The 23,601-nt window shown below is 62.9% G+C and carries 24 protein-coding genes and 1 riboswitch; of the genes, 12 read left to right on the forward strand and 12 right to left on the reverse strand.

Features of this window, described 5'->3' with window-relative positions; all coding sequences use genetic code 11:
• Positions 1–49: 49 nt before the first annotated feature.
• Positions 50–993 (forward strand): IS630 family transposase gene (locus A9K68_RS07215; protein WP_245430216.1). Its coding sequence is split into 2 segments (ribosomal slippage): positions 50–385 and positions 388–993, totalling 942 coding nucleotides; the frame shifts between segments, so codons are not numbered across the junction.
• A gap of 64 nt (positions 994–1,057) precedes the next feature.
• Here the strand turns inward: A9K68_RS07215 and A9K68_RS07220 are convergent.
• Positions 1,058–1,486, reverse strand: a complete 429-nt coding sequence (locus tag A9K68_RS07220) for a cupin domain-containing protein (protein WP_029348628.1) — start codon at positions 1,484–1,486, stop codon at positions 1,058–1,060.
• A gap of 40 nt (positions 1,487–1,526) precedes the next feature.
• The gene (gloB, locus tag A9K68_RS07225; RefSeq protein WP_065008519.1) at positions 1,527–2,294 is read right to left on the reverse strand and encodes a hydroxyacylglutathione hydrolase; all 768 of its coding nucleotides are present in this window, start codon (positions 2,292–2,294) and stop codon (positions 1,527–1,529) included.
• A gap of 301 nt (positions 2,295–2,595) precedes the next feature.
• Here gloB and A9K68_RS07230 point away from each other — a divergent pair, with 301 nt between their 5' ends.
• The 3 genes from A9K68_RS07230 to A9K68_RS07240 all read left to right on the forward strand — a co-directional run bounded on the left by A9K68_RS07230 (position 2,596) and on the right by A9K68_RS07240 (position 6,319).
• Positions 2,596–3,372 (forward strand): methyltransferase domain-containing protein, encoded by a 777-nt coding sequence (locus A9K68_RS07230; protein WP_029348626.1) that lies wholly within the window; start codon positions 2,596–2,598, stop codon positions 3,370–3,372.
• A 119-nt stretch (positions 3,373–3,491) separates the two neighbouring features.
• Positions 3,492–5,318 (forward strand): ABC transporter ATP-binding protein/permease, encoded by a 1,827-nt coding sequence (locus tag A9K68_RS07235; RefSeq protein ID WP_065008518.1) that lies wholly within the window; start codon positions 3,492–3,494, stop codon positions 5,316–5,318.
• A 125-nt stretch (positions 5,319–5,443) separates the two neighbouring features.
• On the forward strand, positions 5,444–6,319 hold the full coding sequence (locus A9K68_RS07240) for a DUF1194 domain-containing protein (RefSeq protein WP_082982393.1): 876 nt from the start codon (positions 5,444–5,446) through the stop codon (positions 6,317–6,319).
• Between the two features lie 88 nt (positions 6,320–6,407).
• On the opposite strand, the gene metW is transcribed toward A9K68_RS07240, so the two are convergent.
• A complete protein-coding gene (gene metW, locus A9K68_RS07245; protein ID WP_065008548.1) occupies positions 6,408–7,022 on the reverse strand; it encodes a methionine biosynthesis protein MetW in 615 nt (204 codons plus the stop codon).
• A 115-nt stretch (positions 7,023–7,137) separates the two neighbouring features.
• Positions 7,138–8,307, reverse strand: a complete 1,170-nt coding sequence (locus tag A9K68_RS07250; RefSeq protein ID WP_029348622.1) for a homoserine O-acetyltransferase — start codon at positions 8,305–8,307, stop codon at positions 7,138–7,140.
• A gap of 116 nt (positions 8,308–8,423) precedes the next feature.
• Positions 8,424–8,501: riboswitch (SAM riboswitch) on the reverse strand.
• A gap of 293 nt (positions 8,502–8,794) precedes the next feature.
• Between A9K68_RS07250 and hisC the strand changes: the two genes are divergently transcribed.
• Together hisC and A9K68_RS07260 are read left to right on the forward strand one after the other, a co-directional pair.
• Positions 8,795–9,904, forward strand: coding sequence for a histidinol-phosphate transaminase (hisC, locus tag A9K68_RS07255; protein WP_065008517.1), 1,110 nt, complete (start codon positions 8,795–8,797; stop codon positions 9,902–9,904).
• Between the two features lie 4 nt (positions 9,905–9,908).
• Entirely contained in the window at positions 9,909–10,844 is a 936-nt protein-coding gene (locus A9K68_RS07260) for a prephenate/arogenate dehydrogenase family protein (RefSeq protein ID WP_203546889.1), read from the forward strand.
• A gap of 98 nt (positions 10,845–10,942) precedes the next feature.
• Here A9K68_RS07260 and A9K68_RS07265 read toward each other — a convergent pair whose 3' ends face one another.
• Positions 10,943–11,866: a PfkB family carbohydrate kinase gene (locus tag A9K68_RS07265; protein ID WP_065008515.1), complete on the reverse strand. Its 924-nt coding sequence runs from the start codon at positions 11,864–11,866 to the stop codon at positions 10,943–10,945.
• Between the two features lie 57 nt (positions 11,867–11,923).
• Entirely contained in the window at positions 11,924–12,922 is a 999-nt protein-coding gene (locus A9K68_RS07270; RefSeq protein WP_065008514.1) for a DUF2125 domain-containing protein, read from the reverse strand.
• Positions 12,923–13,041: 119 nt separating this feature from the next.
• Between A9K68_RS07270 and A9K68_RS07275 the strand changes: the two genes are divergently transcribed.
• Positions 13,042–13,635 carry a gamma-glutamylcyclotransferase gene (locus A9K68_RS07275; protein ID WP_065008513.1) on the forward strand — a complete coding sequence of 198 codons (594 nt, stop codon included), beginning with the start codon at positions 13,042–13,044 and terminating at the stop codon, positions 13,633–13,635.
• 87 nt (positions 13,636–13,722) lie between these two features.
• On the opposite strand, the gene A9K68_RS07280 is transcribed toward A9K68_RS07275, so the two are convergent.
• Positions 13,723–14,703 (reverse strand): zinc-binding dehydrogenase, encoded by a 981-nt coding sequence (locus A9K68_RS07280; protein ID WP_156768333.1) that lies wholly within the window; start codon positions 14,701–14,703, stop codon positions 13,723–13,725.
• Positions 14,704–14,874: 171 nt separating this feature from the next.
• Between A9K68_RS07280 and A9K68_RS07285 the strand changes: the two genes are divergently transcribed.
• The 3 genes from A9K68_RS07285 (at position 14,875) to A9K68_RS07295 (ending at position 17,707) form a co-directional block, all read left to right on the forward strand.
• Positions 14,875–15,843 (forward strand): helix-turn-helix domain-containing protein, encoded by a 969-nt coding sequence (locus A9K68_RS07285; RefSeq protein ID WP_065008511.1) that lies wholly within the window; start codon positions 14,875–14,877, stop codon positions 15,841–15,843.
• Between the two features lie 143 nt (positions 15,844–15,986).
• On the forward strand, positions 15,987–16,934 hold the full coding sequence (locus A9K68_RS07290; RefSeq protein WP_065008510.1) for an aldo/keto reductase: 948 nt from the start codon (positions 15,987–15,989) through the stop codon (positions 16,932–16,934).
• A gap of 155 nt (positions 16,935–17,089) precedes the next feature.
• The gene (locus tag A9K68_RS07295) at positions 17,090–17,707 is read left to right on the forward strand and encodes a LysE family translocator (RefSeq protein WP_065008509.1); all 618 of its coding nucleotides are present in this window, start codon (positions 17,090–17,092) and stop codon (positions 17,705–17,707) included.
• 24 nt (positions 17,708–17,731) lie between these two features.
• Here A9K68_RS07295 and A9K68_RS07300 read toward each other — a convergent pair whose 3' ends face one another.
• Both A9K68_RS07300 and A9K68_RS07305 read right to left on the reverse strand, forming a co-directional pair.
• Entirely contained in the window at positions 17,732–18,526 is a 795-nt protein-coding gene (locus A9K68_RS07300; RefSeq protein ID WP_065008508.1) for a 1-acyl-sn-glycerol-3-phosphate acyltransferase, read from the reverse strand.
• 99 nt (positions 18,527–18,625) lie between these two features.
• On the reverse strand, positions 18,626–19,537 hold the full coding sequence (locus tag A9K68_RS07305; protein ID WP_065008507.1) for a LysR family transcriptional regulator: 912 nt from the start codon (positions 19,535–19,537) through the stop codon (positions 18,626–18,628).
• 114 nt (positions 19,538–19,651) lie between these two features.
• On the opposite strand from A9K68_RS07305, the gene A9K68_RS07310 reads away from it, so the two are divergent.
• A complete protein-coding gene (locus A9K68_RS07310; RefSeq protein WP_065008506.1) occupies positions 19,652–20,284 on the forward strand; it encodes a pyridoxamine 5'-phosphate oxidase family protein in 633 nt (210 codons plus the stop codon).
• Between the two features lie 17 nt (positions 20,285–20,301).
• Here the strand turns inward: A9K68_RS07310 and A9K68_RS07315 are convergent, their stop codons facing one another.
• The 3 genes from A9K68_RS07315 to ftsE all read right to left on the reverse strand — a co-directional run bounded on the left by A9K68_RS07315 (position 20,302) and on the right by ftsE (position 22,744).
• Entirely contained in the window at positions 20,302–21,021 is a 720-nt protein-coding gene (locus tag A9K68_RS07315; protein WP_065008505.1) for a YdcF family protein, read from the reverse strand.
• 81 nt (positions 21,022–21,102) lie between these two features.
• A complete protein-coding gene (locus A9K68_RS07320; protein WP_065008504.1) occupies positions 21,103–22,092 on the reverse strand; it encodes an ABC transporter permease in 990 nt (329 codons plus the stop codon).
• A complete protein-coding gene (ftsE, locus tag A9K68_RS07325) occupies positions 22,085–22,744 on the reverse strand; it encodes a cell division ATP-binding protein FtsE (RefSeq protein ID WP_010911739.1) in 660 nt (219 codons plus the stop codon). Before ftsE ends, A9K68_RS07320 begins: the two co-directional genes overlap by 8 nt.
• Before the next feature lie 191 nt (positions 22,745–22,935).
• Here ftsE and A9K68_RS07330 point away from each other — a divergent pair, with 191 nt between their 5' ends.
• Positions 22,936–23,580: a hypothetical protein gene (locus A9K68_RS07330; protein ID WP_065008503.1), complete on the forward strand. Its 645-nt coding sequence runs from the start codon at positions 22,936–22,938 to the stop codon at positions 23,578–23,580.
• Positions 23,581–23,601 lie beyond the last annotated feature (21 nt).

The following is a 23,601-nucleotide window of genomic DNA, read 5'->3' on the forward strand; positions in this document are numbered from 1 at the left end:
ACGCGAATCGGTTTGGCTGATTCAACGTCCACTTTTATGGAGGTGGACGATGGCGAGAGCACTTGGTGAGGATCTGCGGTCACGTGTCGTGAAGGCTGCGGGTGAAGGAGCATCGGCCCGGCAAGCAGCGGCTCGGTTCGGTGTCGGGATATCGAGTGCGATCCGCTGGATCGGCAGAGCCCGGATGGGCGAGACGACACCACGACCGCAGGGACGACGGCGCGGCTCGCGTCTCGACGCCCATGCCGACTTCATCATCGGGATGATCGAGGAGCGCAAGGACATCACGCTGAACGAGATGGTGGAGCGGCTCTTGGCCGAGCGGTCCATGCGCATCGGCCGCAGCACGTTGAGCGACTGGCTGCGGGGGCACGGCTGGACGTTCAAAAAAAGTCCGCACACGCACTGGAGCAAGATCGCCCCGACATCCTGAAGCGCCGGCGTGCCTGGTTCGACGGCCAGCTCGACCTCGATCCGGCAAGGCTCGTCTTCATCGATGAGACCGGGCTGTCGACCAAGATGGCTCGCCTGCGCGGAAGAGCGCTGCGCGGCGAACGCTGCCGGGCCGGCGTGCCGCACGGTCACTGGAAGACCACGACCTTCACCGGCGCGCTCAGGCTGACCGGAATGACCGCGCCCTTCGTCTACGACGGCGCCATGAACGGGGTCGTGTTCCTCGCCTATGTCGAGCAGGTGCTGGCGCCAACGCTGACGCCAGGCGACGTCGTCGTCATGGACAATTTGCCGGCGCACAAGTCCGGGGGCGTGCGCGAGGCGATCGAAGCCGCCGGTGCAAAGCTGATGTTCCTCCCGCCCTACAGCCCCGACTTCAACCCCATCGAAAACGCCTTCGCAAAGCTCAAGGCGCTCCTGCGGGCGAGGGCCGAGCGAACAATCGCAGCCCTATGGGACACCGTCGGCGCGCTCGTCGACCTTTTTACGCCAACAGAATGCGAAAACTACTTCAAGGCCGCAGGCTATGAACCGGATTAAACCGGACGTGCTCTAGGTATGTCGATATCAGGGTGATGCCGGCCTGACCTGAATCTCAACATACCTACGTCGTTCCCGGCTGCCAGCCCGGTTCGGCCAGCTCGAAGGCGGCGAAATCGAAGCCCGGAGCCACGGTGCAGCCGACCAGCGTCCACTCGCCCAGGCTGCGTGCCGACTGCCACCAACCTGCCGGCACGACGATCTGCGGCCGCTCGCCCGCCGCCAGTGCCGTGCCGAGCACCTGCTCGATCACCGGCCCGTTTTCCCCATGTATCGACAGCGCCAGCGGCGCGCCGGCATAGAAGTGCCAGACCTCGGCCGCGTCCTTGACGCGGTGCCAGGCCGACACTTGTTCCTGCTCCAAAAGAAAATAGATCGCGGTCGAATGGCCGCGCGCGTCTTCCGTGCCGTCGCGGAAGGTTTCGGCATACCAGCCGCCTTCCGGATGCGGTTTCAGGCCGAGCGTTGCGATGATTTCGGCGGAACTGGTCATTGGCCCCAGAACGTCACGGTTTCCAGACCATCAATGGTGCTCAGAAATTGTCCTTGCGCTTGCGAATTTCGGCGAGCACTTCGGCGTCGGAGGCGTTCTCCAAGCCGAGATGCTTGCGGATTGCCGGATCGTGCCAGCGCAGGAACGGATTGGTCGACAGTTCCTCGCCGATCGTGGTCGGCAGCGTCGGCTTGCCGTCGGCGCGCAGCGCCTCGATTTTCGCAGCGCGCTCCTTTAACGCCGAATTGGTCGGGTCGACGGTCAGCGCGAAGCGGGCGTTGGAAAGCGTGTATTCATGGCCGCAATAAACGACCGTCTCGGCCGGAAGTGCCGCGAGCTTTTTCAGCGAATCGTACATCACCGGCGGCTTGCATTCGAACAGCCGCCCGCAGCCGAGCGCGAACAGCGTATCGGCGGTGAACGCCACTTTCGATCCCGGCAGATGATAGGAGACATGGCCTGCCGTGTGGCCGGGCGTGGCGATCACGTCGATCCTCTCCTCGCCGAGGTGGATGACCGAACCCTGCTCGACGGTTTCGTCGATGCCGGGGATCTTGGCCTTTTCCGCTTCCGGTCCGACGATGCGCAGCTTGAAGCGCTCCTTCAGCGCCAGATTGGCCTCGACATGGTCGACATGGTGATGGGTGGTCAGGATCATCGTCGGCGTCCAGCCGGTACGCTCGATCGCAGCCAGGATCGGCGCCTCCTCGGGCGCGTCGATGATCGCGGTCTGGCCGCTTTTGGGGTCATGCACCAGCACGCCGAAATTGTCGCTGCGGCACATGAACTGTTCGATTTCAACCGGCATAGCATCTCTCCACTAGAGCGGTTCGGCGTTTCACGGAAACGCCGAACCGCTCTATCTCGTTGTTTTTCCGCAATTCCGGACGGAAAACCGTTTCACACTTTTCCTGGAACTGCTCTAGAGCGCCGTACGTCCAGTTGGACGCACAAAGAACGCTCTAACACCTTTATCTGCTGCATCGTGCTTTCCGAAATCGAAATCGATTTCGGGCCAATGCAGTAGTCGCCGCAGACATAGGGCGCTTGCCCGCGGATGTCATCCGCCTTTGTTGAACTTGGACAGCATCGAAGATAGCGTGCCGCGCATGCATTCCGATATCGTCGACCTTCGCTCCTTCTATTCGACCACGCTCGGGCGATTGGCCGAACGCTCGATCACCATGGCGTTGTCCTCGATATGGGCTGTTGTGCCCAATGAGCGGCTGGTCGGCCTCGGTTACACCTTGCCGTGGCTGGAGCGGTTCGGAACCGACGCGGAGCGTGTCTTTGCCTTCATGCCGGCGACGCAAGGCGCGGTGGTCTGGCCGGCCACGGGGCCGACCGCAACCGCGCTGGTCTTCGATGAGGAATTGCCGCTGGTCGATGCCTCCATCGACCGCATGCTGCTCGTCCATTCACTCGAACATGCCGAGAACCCGCGCGAGACGCTGAACGAAATCTGGCGGGTGCTGTCGCCTGCCGGCCGCGTCGTCATCGTCGTCCCCAACCGGCGCGGTGTCTGGGCCCGTTTCGAGCATACGCCGTTCGGCAGCGGCCGGCCTTTTTCGCGCGGCCAGCTCACCGAATTGCTGCGCGAAGCAAACTTCACGCCCGCCGCCTGGTCCGACGCCCTGTTCTTCCCGCCATCGCGGCGACGCTTCATGATGCAGTTCCACAATGTGCTGGAGCGCGCCGGCCGCAGGTTCTGGCCGATCTTTTCCGGCGTCATCGTGGTCGAGGCGCAGAAGCGGCTCTATCAGGGCGTGCCGGTCGTCCAGCGTGCATCTCGCCGCGTCTTCGTGCCGGTTTTCTCGCCGCATGGCGCCACAAGGCTCGGCCGGATATCGCCGACCGGGAAGGCGACATTGCCGAGCCGTCGATGACATTTTCGTGATCGGGATCGAGCTTATTCTCACCTATCTGTCGAGGGCGGGTTTGCTACCCGAATGTGTCGACATGTCCACCGGTTTCAGCACCGCTTGCGAATTCAAGGACTTCACCAATGGCTGATCATCCGGATGTAGAGGCCAGCGCCAAGCCGGTTGCCGCGTCGATCGAGGCCAGCAGCTTGCGCGACCAATTGGCGACGATCAAGCTGGCGCTGGGGACTTCGCCGATCCGCAAACACCTGCTCTGGGCGTGCGTCGGCATTGTCGCCGTCATTGTGGCAACGTCGATCGGGCAGGTTCTGCTCAATCGCTGGAACGAGCCCTTCTACGACGCGCTGGCTCGGCGCGACATGCAGGGCTTCCTGCACCAGCTTCTGGTCTTTGCCGCCATCGCCGGCGGACTTGTGGTGCTCAATGTCGGCCAGACCTGGCTCGACCAGAGGATCCGGCTGAAGCTGCGTGAGGCGTTGACCCTCGATCTGATCGGTGAATGGCTGCGGCCGGCGCGCGCCTTCCGGCTCGCCAACGCCGGCGCCATCGGCGTCAACCCTGACCAGCGCCTGCAGCAAGATGCCGGACATCTCTCCGATCTTTCCACAGGCCTCGGCATAGGGCTGTTGCAGTCGTTGATTCTGCTTGTTTCGTTCGTCGGCGTCTTATGGTCGCTGTCTTCTGGCTTCGTCTTCCATATCGGCGGCTATTCGCTGGCCATTCCGGGCTACATGGTGTGGGCCGCGATCCTCTATGCCGGTACCGCTTCCTGGCTGAGCTGGCTGGTCGGACGGCCGCTCATCCGCTTCAACAGCGACCGCTATACGCGTGAAGCGGAGCTGCGTTCCTCGGTGGTCCGCGTCAACGAGAATGTCGATGCCATCGCGCTTGCGCACGGCGAAGCCGACGCGAGACGACGGCTCGAGCTCGACCTCGGCACGGTGCTGGGCGCGATGCGGCGCATCTACAGCGCCCAGATCAATCTTTCCTGGGTGACCGATACCTATGGCTGGATCACTGTCGTCGCACCGATCCTCGTCGCCTCACCGGTCTATTTCGCCGGCGATATCAGCTTCGGCGGGCTCATGATGGCTGTCGGCGCCTTCAACCAGGTGCATGCCTCGTTGCGCTGGTTCATCAACAATATCGGCGGCATCGCCGATTGGCGCGCCACGCTGATGCGCGTCGCCGATTTCCGCATCGCGCTCGTTGAAACGGACGTGCTGCACGACACCGAAGAACGCATCACGATCGGCGAAAACCCGAATGGCAGGCTGACATTCGAGAACCTCGAGGTTGCGTCGCGGGATGGCTGTACGAAGCTCGCCAAGCCCCATGTCGAAATCCGCGCGGGCGAGCGCGTCATGATCACCGGAGATCCGCGCGCCGGCAAGACGCTGTTCTTTCGCGCCATTGCCGGTCTGTGGCCGTGGGGAAGCGGGCGGATCGGCATGCCGGCCGGAGAGGTTCCCGCCTTCGTTCCCCGCAAGCCCTATTTCCCGCTCGGCACGCTGCGCGAGGTGCTCAATCACGCCGATGCCGCGGTCAGCGACGCCGAGATCTCGGCGGTGCTTGCCGAGGTCGGTCTTGGGCGTCTGTCGTCCTCGCTCGACCGCTCGGCGCGCTGGGAGCGCGAATTGAGCGATGACGAGCAGCGCCTGCTTGCCTTTGCCCGGCTGGTTTTGCGGCAGCCGAAATGGGTGATCATCGACGAGGCTTTGGACACGTTCGACGGCGCGACGCTGAGTCGGGTGCTGTCGATGCTGGAAGCGCGTCTTGCCGACGCCGCGATCCTCAACATTGGCCGGAGCCAGCAGAACGTTGAATTCTTTCCGCGCTCGTTGGCGATCGTGAAAGACGTCGAGCGACCGGCTCTCAAGCCAGTCCGTGTCAGGGCCGGCGCGATCGAACCACCCCCGGCCGTCGCCGCAGCCTACCAAGAGACGTAGCCGGCGATACGCAGCCAAGCTTTATTTCGCCGTGATCGCGGCGAAAGATTGCCGGCATCGTGCGGAAGTTCGCGGCGTTGGACCCATGCTTGACGCGCTTAAAACGCGTCCCGTTGAAGAGATTCATGCGACACGTTTTAAGCCTTTGTTTCTATGCATGTCGTTACCCCAAAACCGCTTCGCACTTTTGGGCGACATGCATCAGCCTGCTTGCCTGCCTTGCCTGCGCTCAGGCAGCACCACTGGGCGCGCCGGCCAATACCATTGCGGTGGACGTCGAACTGGTGCTGGCGGTCGACATTTCACACTCGATGGACGAAAGGGAATTCGCCCTGCAGCGCGCCGGCTATGTCGAGGCGCTGCGCCACCCCGACTTCATCGATGCGGTGCGTTCGGGTGTGACCGGCCGCATCGCGCTGGCCTATTTCGAATGGGCAGGCACTGTCCGCGACGATGCGGTCATTGCCTGGCAGGTCATCGATAACGCTGAGAGCGCCGACGCATTCGCCGACAAGATCGAGGCGCGCCCATTCAGGAGCTTTCGCGGCACCTCCATTTCCGGTGCGCTCGGCTTCGGCGCCAAGCTATTGGATGGAGGCGCTTTCGAAGCGACGCGCAGCGTCATCGACATTTCAGGCGATGGTCCCAACAATACCGGGATGCCCGTCACCACGACACGCGACGCCGCGGTGGCAAACGGTATCGTCATCAACGGCCTGCCGATCCTGATCAGCCCGTCGCCCAGCTTCAGCCATCTCGACCAATACTATGCCGAGTGCGTTACGGGCGGGCCTGGGGCTTTCGTGCTGCCGGTCTATGCCGCTTCCGAATTCGTGACCGCCATACGCCGCAAACTGATCCTAGAGGTCAGCGGTGTTGCCGGTCCCTGGGCCGATCGCGTACCGATCCGGGTCGATGCGGCAACACCGGTCGACTGTTTGCAAGGCGAGCGCGACCGGCGGTTTTTCTCCGATCCGTATTTTCCGGAACTTAATCGCTAGCTGGTCGATGAATGGCGATCAGTCCTACACCCATGGTCTTCGGACTCGGGCAGGCCGAGCGCCATATTGGCCGAAGAAGCGACGGCCGTTATCGCCTCAGCAGGAACACCGCTTGCTGGCCAAAGAAATTCCAGAACCACCATGGCATCGAGAGGCCGATTTTCTGGCCATTGGCGTCAAGCGCGGTTGCCCTTTCCACGGTTGCGCCGAGCTCCTCGCAGAGATTGACGAAGTCGCGGATGGTGCAGAAATGGATGTTGGGTGTGTCGTACCAGGAATAGGGCAGGTCCTTGGTCACCGGCATCCGCCCTTCGAGGAACAGCGAAAGGCGCACCCGCCAGTGGCCGAAATTGGGGAAGGAGACGATGGCGTGTTTGCCGATCCTGAGCAATTCGTCGAGCACCAGCTTCGGGTTGCGGGTCGCCTGCAAGGTTTGCGACAGGACGACGAAATCGAAACCCTTGTCGGGATAGAATTTGAGGTCCTTGTCGGCGTCGCCCTGGATGACGGACAGGCCGCGCGCCACGCATTCGTTGACGCCGCGCTGCGACAGTTCCATCCCGCGGCCGTCGACCTGCTTCGTCGCCTGCAGCAATTCGAGCAGCAGGCCATCGCCGGAACCGACGTCCAGCACCCGCGACTGCGGCGGGATGAGATCGGCGACGACTTCGAGGTCGACGCGCTGGGCGTGGTTGACACTCATGATCTCGCCTTTTGCCTGGCGCATGATCCGGATCCGAACAGTCTGCGACTTTTCGGGGTCATGCGCTGATGCCTGGCGCATGATGCCGGTCCGGAAAGCCTGCAATCTTCAGGGGTCATGCGCTGAGCCCCCTGGCGCGGGCCGCCGAGGCGATGAAGCCGTTGATGGCGGCGAACAACTCCGGCTCGTCGAGCAGGAAGGCGTCGTGGCCGCGATCGGTCTCGATCTCGACGAAGGACACCGAGGCGCCGGCCGCGTTCAGCGCGTGAACGACCGAGCGGCTCTCCTCGGTCGGGAACAGCCAGTCGCTGGTGAATGAGACCAGGCAGAAACGGGTCCTGGTGCCGGCAAAGGCGTCGGCCAGTCGGCCGCCATGGTCGGCGGCGAGGTCGAAATAGTCCATTGCCCGGGTCATGTAGAGATAGGAGTTGGCGTCGAAACGGTCGACGAAGGTCATGCCCTGATGGCGCAGATAGCTCTCAATCTGGAAGTCGGCGTCGAAACCGAAGGTGAGCGCTTCACGGTCCTGCAAATTGCGGCCAAACTTCCGGTGCAGGGCCGCTTCAGACAGGTAGGTGATGTGAGCGGCCATACGCGCCACGGCCAGTCCCTTTTCCGGGCGCTTGCCCTGCTCGAAATATTTGCCGCCATGCCAGTCCGGATCGGCCATCACCGCTTGCCGGCCGACCTCATGGAAGGCGATGTTCTGCGAGGAATGGCGCGCGCCGGTGGCGATCGGCAGCGCTGAGAAAACGCGCTCCGGATAGCTCGACGCCCATTGCAGCACCTGCATGCCGCCCATCGAGCCGCCGAGCACTGAGAACAGTTTTTCGATGCCGAAATGGTCGACCAGCATCAACTGCGCCCGCACCATGTCGCGGATGGTGATGATCGGCAGGTCGAGCCCGTAGGGCTTGCCGGTGGCTGGATTGGTAGAGGCGGGGCCGGTCGAACCGAGACAGCCGCCGATGACGTTTGAGCAGATTACGAAGAAGCGGCTGGTGTCGATGATCTTGCCGGGGCCGATCAGCACTTCCCACCAGCCCGGCTTGCCGGTCACTGGATTGGTGCTGGCGACATGCTGGTCGCCGGTCAGCGCATGGCAGACGAGGATGGCGTTGGAGCGGGCGTCGTTGAGCGTGCCGTAGGTCTTGTAGGCGATCTGGAACGGTGACAGCAGCGTGCCGGCGTCAAGCTTGAGCGGCTTGTCGGCACCGAAACGCAACACCGGGCTCGACGGTTGGTCGGCCTCGTTGTTGGTTCTTTTAGTGCGCAGCGCGACCATCGCATCCTCTTATATTACCCATCGCGCTTTCCGAAAATCGATTCCGATTTTCGGGCGATGCGGTTGTCCGGCCGGCAACGGACAACAAAAACCGGCATTGCCTTCGCAAAGCCGGTTACAGAATGCAAACGGCCCTTTAGCGAGTTGTTTAACGTGGCTGCAAGCCGACCGGCCAAATCACCACGGGATTTCGCCTTTCTTCTAGGACCGCCGCGCCTCGGCGTCAACGGCCAGTCGCTCACCCTTAATTGACGGTCTCGACATTCCGGGCCACGGCTTGTATTTCCGCTGCGGCTTCTAGTGTGGCGAATCCGAAATTCGCATCGCGTTGGAGCAGCGCAGTGGGCGAATTTCGGATTCGCCACGCTAGCAACCAATGAATTCTAGTGTGCTGGATTTGAAGTTCCTGAGCGCTGATGCCACCAAAATGGCAGGAACTCCAAATCCATCACGCTAGGCGGAAACGTTCTCGACGGATTTTTGCAATATGAACCAGCCATCGGATCAGGCACGTCCAACGCCCCGCGCGGGGATCATGGACATAGAAGCCTATGTGCCGGGCAGGAGCACGGCGCCGGCCGGCGTTGCCAGTATCCATAAATTGTCGTCGAACGAGAACCCGCTCGGCCCCTCTCCGAAGGCGATAGAGGCCGCGCGCGACGTCGCAGCCAAACTCGACATATATCCCGACGGCACCGCCAAGCGCCTGCGGGAGGCGATCGCCGAGGTGCATGGCCTCAACCCGGCGAACATCGTCTGTTCCAATGGTTCCGACGAGATTCTGGGCCTGCTTGCGCAGACCTATCTCGCGCCCGGCGATGAAGCCGTTATCACCGAACACGGCTTCATGGTCTACAAGATCTACATCCAGTCGGCTGGCGCTGTCCCGGTCTCTGTCAAGGAAACCAATGAGCGCGCCGACGTCGATGCGATCCTCGCCGCCGTAACGCCGCGGACCAGAATCATCTTCCTCGCCAATCCGAACAACCCGACCGGCACCTATTTGCCGTTCCAGGAGGTGCGCCGCTTGCATGCCGGCCTGCCTCGAAATGTGCTTCTGGTGCTGGATGGCGCCTATGCCGAATATGTCCGCCGCAACGACTATGAAGCCGGCGTCGAGCTGGTGGCTGGCGCGGAAAACGTGGTCATGACCCGCACCTTCTCCAAGCTCGGCCTCGGCGGCGCGCGGATCGGCTGGATGTACGCGCCGATGCATATCATCGACGCGATTAACCGCGTGCGAGGTCCCTTCAACGTCAACGCGACGGCGATCGAGGCCGGCATTGCCGCGATCCGCGACCGCGCCCATGTCGAGCGCAGCGTGGCGCACAACGAGACCTGGCTGCAATGGGTGAGCGAGGAGTTGACCAAGCTCGGACTGCGGGTGACGCCGAGCGTCGGCAATTTCGTGCTCATCCACTTTCCCGAGGACCAAAAGCATTCGGCGGCGGCTGCGGACGACTACCTCTCAGCGCGCGGCTACATATTGCGGCGCGTTTCCGGCTACGGCTTCCCGAATGCACTGCGCATGAGCATCGGCACCGAAGAGGCCAATCGCGGCGTTGTCGCCGCGCTCACGACATTTCTGAAAAGCTGAGACAATGACATCACCGATGTTCGAAAAGATCGCGCTGGTCGGCATCGGCCTGATCGGCTCGTCGCTGGCCCGCATCATCCGCCGCGAAGGTCTTGCCCGCCACGTCGCTATCTCGACACGCAGCGAAACGACGCTGGCACGGGCAAGCGAACTCGGTCTCGGCTCCTCCTACACGGTGGACGCGAAAGAGTCGGTCCGCGATGCAGACCTGGTCATCGTTTCGGTGCCGGTCGGCGCTTCGGGCGAGGTCGCCGAGGAAATCGCACCGGCGCTGAAGCAGGGCGCCATCCTCACCGATGTCGGCTCGACCAAGGCGTCGGTCATCGCGCAGATGCAGCCGCATGTGCCTGATGGTGTGCATTTCATTCCCGGCCATCCGTTGGCGGGCACCGAAAAATCGGGTCCGGATGCAGGCTTTGCCGAACTGTTCGAGAATCGCTGGTGCATTTTCACGCCGTTGCCCGGCACCGATCCCGAGGCGCTGGAAAGACTCTCGGAATTCTGGCGCCGCTGCGGCTCTAACATCGATACGATGGATTCCCAGCATCACGACATGACATTGGCCATCGTTTCGCATCTGCCGCACATCATCGCCTACAACATCGTCGGCACCGCCGACGATCTGGAGTCGGTCACCAAGTCCGAGGTCATCAAATACTCGGCCTCCGGCTTTCGTGACTTCACGCGCCTTGCCGCTTCCGACCCGACCATGTGGCGGGATGTCTGCCTGCACAACAAGGATGCCATTCTCGAAATGCTGGCGCGGTTCTCGGAAGATTTGGCCTCGCTGCAGCGGGCGATCCGCTGGGGCGACGGCGAAAAGCTGTTCGACCTGTTCACCCGCACCCGCGCCGTCCGCCGCTCGATCATCGAGGCCGGCCAGGACATCGACGTACCGGACTTTGGCCGGCAGGCGGTCGAGCACCCATCCAAGGGATAGAGCATCGGACCCAAATGTGGGTACCGATTTTGGGAAATCCGATGCTCAAACAAAAGGCAGAGCGGCGGTACGATTCGATTTGAAAGCCCGCCGCTGTCTCAGGCCGGCCATAGGGCGGCCATCATCGCCAGCGTCTCGGCCCTGTCCGGCGCACCCAGCCTGCCGCCGAAACGCAGGCATTTGAGCGCGGCGGCGGCGCTGGCAAAGCGCAGGGCCTGTTCGATCGGCATGGCTTCCGCCAAACCAACGGCAAAGGCGCCGTGAAACACGTCGCCGGCGGCAAGCGTGTCCACTGCCTTGATCCTTGGCGCCGCGACATGGCGCACGGATCCCACTGAGCGGTCGAACCACCAGCTTCCCGCCGAGCCGCCCGTCACCGCTACGAATGCATCGGTGCGTCCGGCCAACCCTTCACAGGCCTTTTGCGGGCCTTGTTCCTCGCCGCAGAGGATGAACGCCGCCGGCTCCGACGCGACGATGTGCGAGGCGAGCGGAAACAGGCGTTCCAGCACGTCCCGTGGCGCGGTGTCGGCGTCCAGTATGGCTGGACGGCCGATTGCGCGCGCCGCCGCCAGGGCCAGAGCTGCTGCGCCCGGCCAGCGTACGTCTACCAGGACGGCGTCGAATGCGGTGAGATCTTGGGTGGGGAGCGCCTCGGGATCGGCCTGGGCGAGCTTGTCATAAAAAGGAACGATGATGCGCTCGCCATGCGTATCGACCAAGATGGCCGACAGTGCCGAACGCGCGCCGGTGACGCGCCGGACAAAGCTGCAATCGACGCCTTCGGCCTCGATCCCGGCGACCAGCTGATCGCCGACGGTGTCGTCTCCCGCGCTCGCCCACAGCGATACGTCCGCGCCGAGACGGCGTGCGGCGCAGGCCGCGCTCGAAGCCATGCCCGAGGCGATCTGGACGCCGTCGGCCGCGATGAACTTGCCCTGACGTGTCGGAAGCGTGTCGACGCGTAGGATCGTGTCGAGCGTCAGCGCGCCAACACTCAGGAGCTTCACCGGGCGGTTCATCTATCTTCCTGTTCGACCATGATCTTTTTTTCCGAACTGGAGGTTCGCAATCTTGGTCTAATCGACCGGCTCGATCCTGCCCAGCGGGATAAAACCGAGCGAGGCCTTGCCCTTGACGACCTTGAGCGGCATCGACGGTTCGTTGCCTAGCAGCGCCAGCCCGGCAAAGCCTGTTTTGATCTGGCTCTTCTGCTCGGGAATGGCCTTGCCGAGGATTGCCGCCACCGCCTTCGGATCGCTAAGCTTGATCATCAAATCGGCGTCGATCAGCCCATCGGCATCGACCGAAACCGGTCCGGAAACGGTGATACGCGCAGTTCCCGACGACAGATCCAGCTTGCCGATATCGACCGCCTGGCCGCGTAGGCCCTCTGTTTGTGTCTTGATCAGCGCCACGCCGTTCTTCAGCGTCACGTCGCCGCTGCCGTCGAGCGGCGGCAGAACGCGCCCATCGATCACCCCTGGATCGATTTCGAGATCGGTAAAACTTCCGGCATAGTCGATGTCCTGGCCGTTCGGACGCAATTGTCCGGCCGCTGTCCCGGCGCTGAACAGCTCGACCGGGTCTGTGCCATCCGCCGGATCGGTCTGGGCAGACAGGCTCTCCGCCTCCAGTGAAACGCGCCGGGGCAGCGGCCAGGACAGTTTCACGTTCGCTCGCAGAGTATCCCAGTCGATCCATAGCGGCGCCATCCCCGGCACGGAGGTCCTGAGCGGTCCCCGCAGGTCGACGCCAGGCGACAGGATCTGGGTGATATGCGTAGCCGCGTGGAGGCTGCCGAGCGAGGCGGCGACGTTCCTTGTGTCGTCCTGGTAAGCCAGGTTGTCGCAGGAAACGGCGAAGCTCGAGGGATAGCCGCTGACCGTCAGATTGGCGCAGTCCGCCTCGATGCCATTGCCGTTGAGCTCGGCCACCGCTTTGCCGGCTTCGCTCTTGACCTTGCCTGCCAGGTAGAACCAGCCGGCGCTGTAGAGGCCGAACAGCACGACGATGAAAGCGCCGAGCCAGAGCAGCCGGCGGAGAAAATTCGGCGGGCGTTCGTCATTTGACGTCATGCTGCGGCTCTTCGTTGGCGCGTGTTGCAGAGGGGACTGTCGTTTCCGGCAACATCAGATAGACGGAGGAGGATCGAAAAACACCGATTCCAGTGCGGTGCTGCAACAGGCTTGGCGATATGGGCGATTTTTGGGTTTTTGGCTACGGTTCGCTGATCTGGCGGCCGGGATTTGCGCATATCGAGACGCGGCGCGCCCGCCTCCATGGCTACCGCCGCTCGCTGTGCGTCTACTCCTTCGTGCATCGCGGCACGCGCGAACGGCCCGGCCTGGTGCTCGGCCTCGACCGTGGCGGCTCCTGCATCGGGCTGGCCTTCCGCGTCCCCGGCGATCTGCGCAACGAGGTCATCACCTATCTGCGCGAGCGCGAGCTAGTCACCAATGTCTATCTCGAGCGCATGCTTAGCATTCGCCTCGACAATGGCGATAAGGATGGCGGCGATAAGGGGGGTGGCGATAAGGGTAGCGGCGATAAGGGTGGCGGCGAGACGGACGGGGGCGAGACGGTCTCGGCTGTCGCCTATGTCGTCGACCGTACCCACGAGCAATATGCCGGTGCGCTCGATGCGGCCGATGCGGCGACCGTCGTTCGCGGCGCCGTCGGCCAGTCGGGAAAGAACGAGGACTACGTGCTCAGCACACTGGAGCACCTCGAGGCGCTGGGGATCCGCGACCACTGGCTGGAAGAGGTGGCGAAACGGATCGGGTCGTGATCTTCTTTCGTTGTTTGACCATGATCTTTCCGAAAACCGGTTCCACTTTTTGCTTCGCTGACCTTCGGATCGGGATCATAGTCCGGGCTACATCCTGAAAATCTGCTTTCCGAGATCGGCGCGATCCAGGCTGTTTGCAACGGCGAGCTCGAACTGCGCCAGCGGATGGATGCCGCCGACAGAGATATGGAAATCGGGTTGGCCGAAGATGTCGATAATCTCGCGCAACACCGGCCGGTCCGCTTCGACAGGCGGCGAAAAGAAGTAGCGGTAGATATTTGCCCTGATCTCGACGCCGCTCAGCAGCACGTCGAAATTGTGCAGTTCGAAACGCTCGCTGCTCATGCCGCCATTGATGACCATCTGCCCGCCCATCGCGAGGGTGCGGATCAATTCGCCACTGGCGGGTCCGCCGACATTGTCGATGATCCCGTTCAACCCGGCGCCGCCGGTCATGTCCATGACCGCTTCCCTGATGCCGACCTTCAAATCCGACAGATCGAGGGTGGCGGTGGCACCAAGCCGCTTCAGGTCCAGCCTGTCGTGAGAGCGTCGCACGAGCGCGATCACGTTGATGCCGCGCCGTTTGGCGAACTGCATCACCATCGTCGAAACCGATGAATAGCCGGCCGTGACGGCCAGCCACTGTCCAGGCTGCACACGGGAATCCGCCAGCAGGTCCCAGGCGGTGATGGGGTTCACCATCTGTCCGGCGCGTTCGAGCGGATAGTCCGCCGGTAGCGGGATCAGCCATTCGGCCGGAACGGCCGCATATTCGGCCCAGCTATTGTAGTGGCTGAACGCGACAAGCGTGCCCGGTTTGAAAGCGACGTTCGCGCCCACGGCATCGATAATGCCGGCGCCATGATTTCCGGCGATCTGGTGGGGAAAATGCGGCTTCTTCGGTTCGGGATAGAGGTTCTGGATGAACAGGAAGTCGCCAGGGTTGACCGAGGCGGAAACCATCCTGACCAGCACCTCGCCGTCGCCAATTCGCGGCATGGGTACGTCGTGCAGATAGAGCACGTCCCGCGGCGAGCCGATTGCGTCAAACACGATTGCTTTCATCTCGGCCTCCAATAACGGGCGATCTGGTCATGCAATCTGGACGCGGCCAGATCGCAGGCACCGATGTTTGCATCGGTGTCGCGGAACCTAAGCTCGCGGGCAAAAATCGGAATTGGCAGATTTGACAATCTATGTGCTAAACTTGCCATAACTGTTCAAAAAGGAGGCATCTTGGACAATCGTTCCGTCCACGCCGTGATCTGGCTGCCGTCGACCTTTTATTCGGCCGTCGCCGCGACACTTGTCGAAATGTTCGAGCTGGTGAACACAATTCGCGGCGCGCCGGCGATTTCCTTCGAATTCGTGGCGCGGCAGGCCGACGCCACGACGACGCCCGGGATTTCCTTCCATACCAGACGCGAACCCTCGCAGCGCATGGACCTGCTGATCCTGCTGGCCATGCCCGGCATGCAAATCCCGGAGCTTGTTGCCGCGCTGGAGGAAGAGAGCCGCCACGCCGCGCCGCTTATCGCAAGCGCGCTACGCGACGGCACCATCATCGCCGCGCATTGCGGGGCCGGTTACTTCCTGGCAGACGCCGGTCTTCTCGACAGAAAGCGCGCGACGATCTCCTGGTGGCTGAAGACCGATGCTCAGCGCCGCTTTCCGAAGGTGCGTTGGGACACGTCACGTGTGCTGATCGGGGACGGACGGATCTACACTTGCGGCGGCGGTTTTTCAGGCTTGGAGCTCGGCAAGGCGCTTCTGCGGGATCTTGGTTTCGCCAGGGAGGAGCGCCTGGTTCGCAAATTGCTGGTGCTGCCGCCGTCGCGGCAGATCCAGACGCCCTACGAGTTCCCGCTCACCGATCTGCTGCCCACGCAAGAGCCGTTCCGCGACCAGCTCGAAGCTTTATCCAGAAAACAGCTCGGAGCGCTCGACCTTGCCTTCCTTGGAGCGCAACTCGGCCTGTCGCCGCGAACGCTGGCGCGCCGGTTTTCCGATGAATTGCACACCACTCCTGGCCGATGGATTCAAGACCGGCGCCTTGAGGCCGCGAAAACACTTCTTGAAAGCACCAAACTCGGCATTTCGGAAATATGTTACCAGGTCGGATACCGGGATACGGCCTCATTCAGCCGGCTTTTCAACCGCGTGGTCGGACTGCCGCCTGGTGAATACCGACGCCAAAGCCAGTAGACATTTCGAGCGCGGCGAGTCGCGCCTTTGTGAAGCGCTGGTCCATCGGAAAAGACAGCCGGGCCTTTGACCTCGGCGCGGTGAGACCTAGTTAAAGCCCGGGCTTTTCGCCCGCTCCTTTCCATTCCCCACGGAGATCAGTCTTGCAGAAACGTCGTCTCGGTCAAACCGACCTGTCCATCGCGCCGCTGGTCCTGGGCGGCAACGTCTTCGGCTGGACCGCCGACGAGAAAACCTCTTTCGACCTGCTCGACCGCTTCGTCGGCGCCGGTCTCAACGCCATCGACACGGCGGATGCCTATTCGCGCTGGGTTCCCGGCAACAAAGGCGGCGAATCCGAAACCATCATCGGAAAATGGATGAAGAGCCGCGGCAACCGCGACAAGGTCGTGGTGATCACCAAGGTCGGGTCGGATATGGGACAGGGCAGGAAAGACCTCTCCGCCGCCTATGTCGAAAAGGCCATCGATGCGTCGCTGAAGCGGCTGCAGACCGATGTCGTCGATCTCTATCTGTCGCACTGGCCGGATCCGACGACCCCCTACGAGGAAACGCTCGGCGCCTACCAAAAACTGCTCGCCAAGGGCAAGATCCGCCATGTTGGCGCCTCCAATCTCGATGCCGGCCAGTTGCGTGCCGCGCTCGACGTGGCAAGCCTGCGGGGCCTGCCGCGCTACGCGGTGCTGCAGCCGGAATACAATCTCTATGATCGCGCCTCCTTCGATGGGCCGCTCCGCGATCTGTGCATGGCCGAGGATCTCGGCGTCATCAGCTATTTCGGCCTCGCCAAGGGTTTTTTGAGCGGCAAGTACCGCAGCGAAGCTGATCTCGGCAAAAGCGCGCGTGGCGACGGCGTGAAGCGCTATCTCAACGCGCACGGCATGCGCATCCTGGCGGCACTCGACGCTGTGTCGGCGCGTCACTCGGCCAAGCAGGCGGAAGTGGCGCTCGCCTGGGTGATCGCGCGGCCCGGCGTCACCGCGCCAATCGCCAGCGCCACGACGCTGGACCAGGTCGACAGCCTCGTTCACGCCGCATCGTTGAAGCTCAGCCCAGACGATGTCGCCGAGCTCGACAGCGCGAGTGCGTAGCCGCGTGTGAATTGACTGCTTGCGTGTCCCAGGACATTCAGCAGTGGATGCGTCAAGGACGCCCGGCCGCGGACGAGTTTGCACGATCGTTCAAGACGCTCGGCGCTGCCTTGCCGTACCGTCCCTGCATCGACGCACGATGCGGGGGATGACGCATGGCCGGACAAGTTCTATCCCACCCGTGTCTATGGCCGCAATTGCTCGCGCTTGTGCTGGTATCGGCGGTTGTGATGGGCAGTCCGGGGCCGGCGACGATCAGCGTCACCGCCGTTGGGGCCGCCTTCGGTCTGCGCGATTCGCTCCGCTACGCCTCCGGCATCGTTCTTGGCACAGTCGCCGTGCTTTTGGTCGTGGCGACGGGCATCACGGTCATGCTTGCCTCTGTGCCGAAGCTCACATCGCTCTTGGCGCTGGCATCCGCAGCCTACATCCTCTACCTCGCCTTCAAGATAGCAACGGCTCCGCCTCTGGCTGCGCGTACCGGCGGGGCCGCACTTCCCACGTTCTTGGGTGGGTTTCTTCTGGCCGTCGCGAACCCTAAAGCCTATGTGGCGATTGCCGCTGTGTTTGCCGGCACGTCGTCCGCCGGTGAGCTTGATGCAAGCCTCAAGCTGGCGGTCCTCGCCTCGATGATCGTCGCCATCCATGCCCTTTGGCTTCTCGCCGGGGCAGCGTTTGCGCGCTTCCTGCGCAAACCGCTGGCCTCGCGGATCATCAATCTGACGTTCGCGGCGACGCTGGTTTTGACGACGGCACTGGCTGTGATTCCCTAGGGATATTAGCGGTCAGGCAGCAGTTCAGGCCGAGGTATCGGAGGCCAGCTCGCTCAGCCGCTTCACCGCCGTCGGCGGCATAGGCGGCGGGTTCGGCGCATTGGAGGCCTCGACGAGCAGCTGGTCGCAGGCGGCTTCCGTCTCACCGATCAGCCGTTCCATGAATTCCTGCTTGTCCAACCCGGGTGGGATCGGCGGCAGGAAGCGGGCCTTGATCGTGCCGGGATAGCGCAGGAATTTCCGGCGCGGCCAGTAGAGGCCGGCGACATGGGCGACCGGCACCACCGGAATGCCAAGCTGCGCATAGATCTCGACGATGCCGTATTTATAGGCCGGCTCGTCGCCCGGCGCTCGGCGCGTACCCTCGGGATAGATGATCAGCTGGCGGGGATTGCGGGCCAGCTCCTGTTTGGTCGCGGCGACGACTGCCTTCAATGCTTTCGAGCGGCTGCCGCGGTCGACCGGGATCATCCGCATTTTCAAGATGTACCAGCCGAAGAACGGGATCCAGGTCAGTTCCCGCTTCAGGATGTAGATCGGATCCTGCAGGAGGGGGAAAAAGGCAATCGCATCCCAGAAGGATTGATGCTTGGGCGCCAGGATGAAGGAGCCTTCGGGCAGGTTTTCCTGGCCGGTGATCTCGCTTTTGGTGCCGGTGATCTTGTCGTAAAGCCACATGCTTGTGCGCGACCAGAATTTCGGCACGAACCAGGCGCGGTGGCGCGGCGACAGGAAATAGTACGGGGTCCAGAGGATCATCTGGACGATCAGATTGACATAGAAGACGAAGTTGAACGCCAGCGAGCGGATAAGGAGCATGGGGGAAGTGCCCGGTGAGGAGGTGTGCGTTGGTTACACCAAGCGCGGGCAAAAAGGAAACGATGCGAAATCGATCCGACTTGACCCGCTATCCGTTCGTCAGGCCTGCCACGTCGCTTGCATCAGCCGCTTCTTCAGGCGAGGGGCGGCGAAATCAACGAACGCACGCAGTTTCACCGGCAGCAGACCCTGGCGGGCATGCACGAGACTGACCGGCCATGGCTGCGGCTCGAATGCCTCCAGCACGGTGCAGAGTGTGCCCGCCCGCACCGCAGCTGTGACCTGGTAGGAAAGCACCCTCGTCATCCCGGCGCCGGCAACCGCGGCATCGACCGCCGCTTCCGCGGTGTTGACCCGAAGCCGTGAGCGGATCGGAACAGCGAGCTCGGTCTTGCCGGTGGCAAAAGTCCATGCGGCGGGAGCGGTGAGCCCCTCGAAGGTGATGCAGTTATGTGCCGCGAGGTCTCTCGGGGTCTCCGGCATACCGTGCTCGGCCAGATAGGCCGGGCTCGCGCAAACAACGCGCCGGATCGAGCCGATGCGGGTGGCCACCAGGCTCGAGTCGGGAAGCTCGCCTATGCGGACGGCGAGATCGATATGCTCCTCGCTCAACTGGGTTATCCGGTCCGCGAGCATCAGGCGGATAGCCACGTCGGGGTAGGCGGCGAGGAAGCCGGTGACTACCGGCAGCACATGCAGGCGGCCAAAGACGATCGGTGCGGTGATGATCAGTTCGCCCGTCGGGGCGCTGTATTCGCCGGCGGCGGCCCGCTCGGCCTCGCCGACCTCGTCGAGAATGCGACGGCAGGCCGCTAGGTAGGCGTGACCCGCGTCGGTCAGCGTCAGCTGCCGCGTCGAGCGGTTCAGGAGACGCGTCTTCAGATGCCGCTCCAGGTCGGAGACCTTGCGGCTGACCGTTGCAAGTGGGATGCCGAAACGGCGTCCGGCGGCCGAAAGGCTGCCGGCCTCCACCGCGGCGACGAAAAGCGACATGGCCTCGAGGCGATCCATGGTTCTCCCGAAAAATGGAAGGATTGGTTGCATCTATGCCATCTGCATCCGGAGGATGGAAGGCCTTATTTTTTGCTGACTATGGCTCGCAGCTCTGCCTGCGAAGGAGGTTCCATGAATGCTCACGCCTTCACCAGCGATGTTGCCTTTACGCCAACCGTCAAGGCGATCCAGGCCCGCAAAGGCTCACGCGTGGCCTATGCCCGCGTCGAGGAGCGCGGCGGCTGGCAAGCTGATATCACGCCCGATCTCGCCGCCTTCATCGAGGCGCAGACCAGCGTCTTCCTGTCAACGGCCAATGGTGACGGCCAGCCGTACATCCAGCATCGCGGCGGGCCGGCCGGCTTCCTCAAGGTGCTCGACGAGCGGACGATCGGCTTCACGGATTTCTCCGGCAACAGGCAATTCATCACCCAGGGCAATCTGGACGACAACCCCCGCGCCTTCCTGTTCCTGATCGACTATGCGCACCGGCAGCGCATCAAGATCTGGGGCAGCGCGCGTGTCGTCGAGGACGACGCCGAACTGATGGCGAAGCTGATGCCGGAAGGCTACAAGGCCCGCCCCGAACAAATCATCCTGTTCACGGTTTCGGCTTGGGATTCCAATTGCCCGCAGCATATTCCGCAACGGTTCGAAGCTGCCGACGTGGCGGCGGCGCTGGCCGAGCGGGACAAGCGTATCGAACGTCTCGAACAGGAGATCGCGCGCCTGCGCAGCGCCTCATGCGCCACGGTCAAGGAATGATATAGGTCCAGATCGGCTCAGTTCGGCGCAGCAGCCTCGGCCAGCGCGATGCCGGTTGGCGTTGGTTTCACCGGCACGATGCCGCGCGCCAGCGCCAGCAGATATTTGTTATATTCGGTGAACAGCACGCGCAGCGCCCTGGGCTTGGTCAGCCAGCCGCCATTGCCAAGGTTGCTGTTGACAACCGGATAGGGCTCGAGCTTGGCCTTGTGCAGCAGCCGGCCCATTTCCAGCAGGCTGCGCGGCATGTGATAGTTGTTGGTGACGAGGATCACGGTGCCATAGGCGTGATCTTCCACCCACTTGGCACTTTCCTCGGCATTTCCGATCGTGTCGAGCGCGGCGCGGTCGATATCGACGCAGCAGGAAAACAATTTCTTGTCGCCGCGGGTCGCGACCTGAAGCTGGCGGCGGCTGGCGGAAGGATGCACGCCGCTGATCAGCAGCCGCTCGCCCTTGCCGGACGCCAGCAGACCCATAGCGGCGTCGAGACGCGAATGGCCGCCGGTCAGCACGATGATGGCATCGGCTTTTGCCGGATTGATAGGCGTCGCGAGACGGCTGACAGTGTTGGCGAACCAGCCGAAGCCGCCGGCAAACAGCGTTGCCAGCACAAGCAGAAAGAAAGCGGAGATGCGCAATGCGCCCGCCAATCGGCCGGGCGTGACGCGCTCACTGGATGGCGCAATCACCAAGGGTAACTGTCCAGCCGTTCCGGTCGACTCGCGCGCGTCCATCGTCTCTATCGTTAACCCCGAAATGCGGCGTTTAGTAGGTGGAAGAGCTCACATTACGTTACGCTAATTCTCTATTCGTGATCACCTCGCGTCCGGCTGGCGGACATCGATGTCGCTGAGATAGGTGACGACGGTGACATGGGAGGTTGCCGCAGTCAGCGCACCGATGACCAGCACCATGAGGACGACGCCGAGATAGCCCGCCGAACCGATGGCGAAATTACCGAACAAGGCGGTCGCCTGATCGGCCTCCGGCGTTGCCATGTTGCGCGACGACCACCATGAGAAGACGATGAAGACGAGCACCGCCGCCGCACCCCCGGCCGCTGCGCCCTTCATGCCGGTGACCAGGAAGTGGTGGCGGAATTCACGCGCGATGAAGCGCGCTTCGGCGCCGACGAAATGCAGCACTTCGATGATGTGGCCGTTGCCGGCCATGGCGCCGCGCGTTGCGAACACCACGGTCAGCACGGTTGCCGACAGCATCAGCGCCAGCACGGCAATGCCGATTGTCACCGTGGTACGGGCCATGGCCACCAGCCGGTCGACCCAGGTGCGATGGTCGTCAAGTGCTGCACTAGGCAGCTTCGGCGTGATCGCGGCGCGCATTGCGGCGAAGTCGGGCGGGTTGTTCTCGTCTATGGTGACGATGATCAGACGCGGCACCGGCAGCTCGTCGATGTTGAGACCCGAACCCAGCCACGGCTCCAGTAGCCGCGCCGTGGCATCGCGGTCGACGATCCTGGCGCTCTTCACGCCAGGAAATTCACCGGCGATCTGCGAGGCCTGGGCAAGTGCTGCCTCCATGTCGAGGCCATCTACCGGCTTGATCTGGATGGTCGCCTCGCGTGATATCTGGTTCTCCCAGGCCGAGGCGGTGTCGCGCACCAGCGTCACCGCGCCGAAGGTCAGGCAGGAGAGGAAAGTCATGATGGCAATGACCAGGACCAGTGCCCGGCCGGCGATGTTCTGCGCCGGCACGATCGGCGCCATCTTGCGCTGAGCGCGCTGCGTCGTCGCAGCCTTACCGGCGTGCTGGTCTTCGGCATGGTGAACGGAAAGGTCAGTCATAGATATCCAGCCTTCCGCCGGCCAGGATCATGCGCCGTGCGTCGACCTGTTCCATCAGGCCGAGGTCGTGCGTTGCAATCACCACAGCAGTGCCCAGCCGGTTGAGTTCGATGAACAGCCGCAACAGGCGTCGCGCCAGCGGCGGATCGACATTGCCGGTCGGCTCGTCGGCAAGCAGGATCTCGGGCTGCTCGATCAGCGCCCTGGCAATTGCGGCGCGCTGCTTCTCCCCACCCGACAGCACCGGCGGCAGCACATGCATGCGCTCGCCAAGGCCGACCCATTTCAGTAATTCGGTCACGTCGGTGCGGTAGCTCGCCTCCTCTCGCCCGCGCACGCGCAGCGGCAAGGCCACATTCTCATAGGTCGTCATGTGGTCGAGCAGGCGAAAGTCCTGGAACACCACGCCGATGCGCCGCCGCAGATGCGGCAGCTCGGTGCGCGAGATGCGCGAGCGGTCCTTGCCAAAGATGGTGATCAGCCCGCGCGTCGGCTTGAGTGACATGAACAAAAGCCGCAGCAGCGTCGTCTTGCCGGCGCCCGAAGGGCCGCTCAGGAACTGGAAGGAGCGCTCCGGTATGTGCAGGGAAATGTCGCGGAGGATTTCCGGACCCATGCCATAGCGGAGGCCGACATTTTCGAAGCGGATCACGTTCGACGACCTGAAACTTGCGGCGGCGACGAGCCAGCCTTCTCTGAGAAGAGACCATCGGCCGGCATGGTTAACCCGCGGTTAATTCGGAGGTTTTTTAGGCGCGTCACAAGGGCTCCGGTGGGGAAGCGTTAACCATTTCCGTTTACATAAAAGAAACGAAGACGAACAAGTACCGTAGTGCTGGGGCCGTGATGGCTGACGATCGAACCGCGCGCCCGGTTTCCGGCGAATTCATGACCGATTCGGCCCCTGCGCCGGAACGCATCTTGCGTGATCCAGCCGCCGACGTCGTCGATGCCGACTTCGAGGTGCTGCCGCGCCTCACCACCAGCATGGACCCTTCACCGCCGCTTTCGCGGGTGATCGCCACGCCATCGCTCGAAGGCATGGACATGTTGCGCAAGCCGAAAGCCGCGATGGAACGGCTGCGGGCGTCGCGCGGCGGGCCGATCTTCTGGATCGCCGGCCTCAGCGTGGCGTTTGCAGCCTTCTGGATCTCGGGCGGGCACGCGCTGGTGCGCCAGGCGCCGCTTCTTCTCGCCGCACAGGAGACGGGCGCTGCACTCACCATTTCAGGCGTTACGTCGCGTATCGATGCGTCCGGGCCGGAACCTGTCCTGTTCGTCGGTGGCGAGGCCGCGAATGACGGTGCCGGCCCGTTGCCATTGCCGCCGCTGGAATTCCGGGTCACCGGCAATGACAGGCGCACAACCCGCTATACGCTGGAGACATTCAGCCGTTCGCTGGCGCCCGGCGAAAGATTTGGCTTTTCCAGCCGGCTCGACGTGCCTAGAAACGGGGTGAAGACCGTCTCGGTCACCTTCGCCAATTAGGGGCGATCATTTCTGGAAAGG

The sequence above is a fragment of the Mesorhizobium sp. AA22 genome (assembly GCF_001672375.2).
GTDB classification, from domain to species: domain Bacteria; phylum Pseudomonadota; class Alphaproteobacteria; order Rhizobiales; family Rhizobiaceae; genus Mesorhizobium; species Mesorhizobium wenxiniae.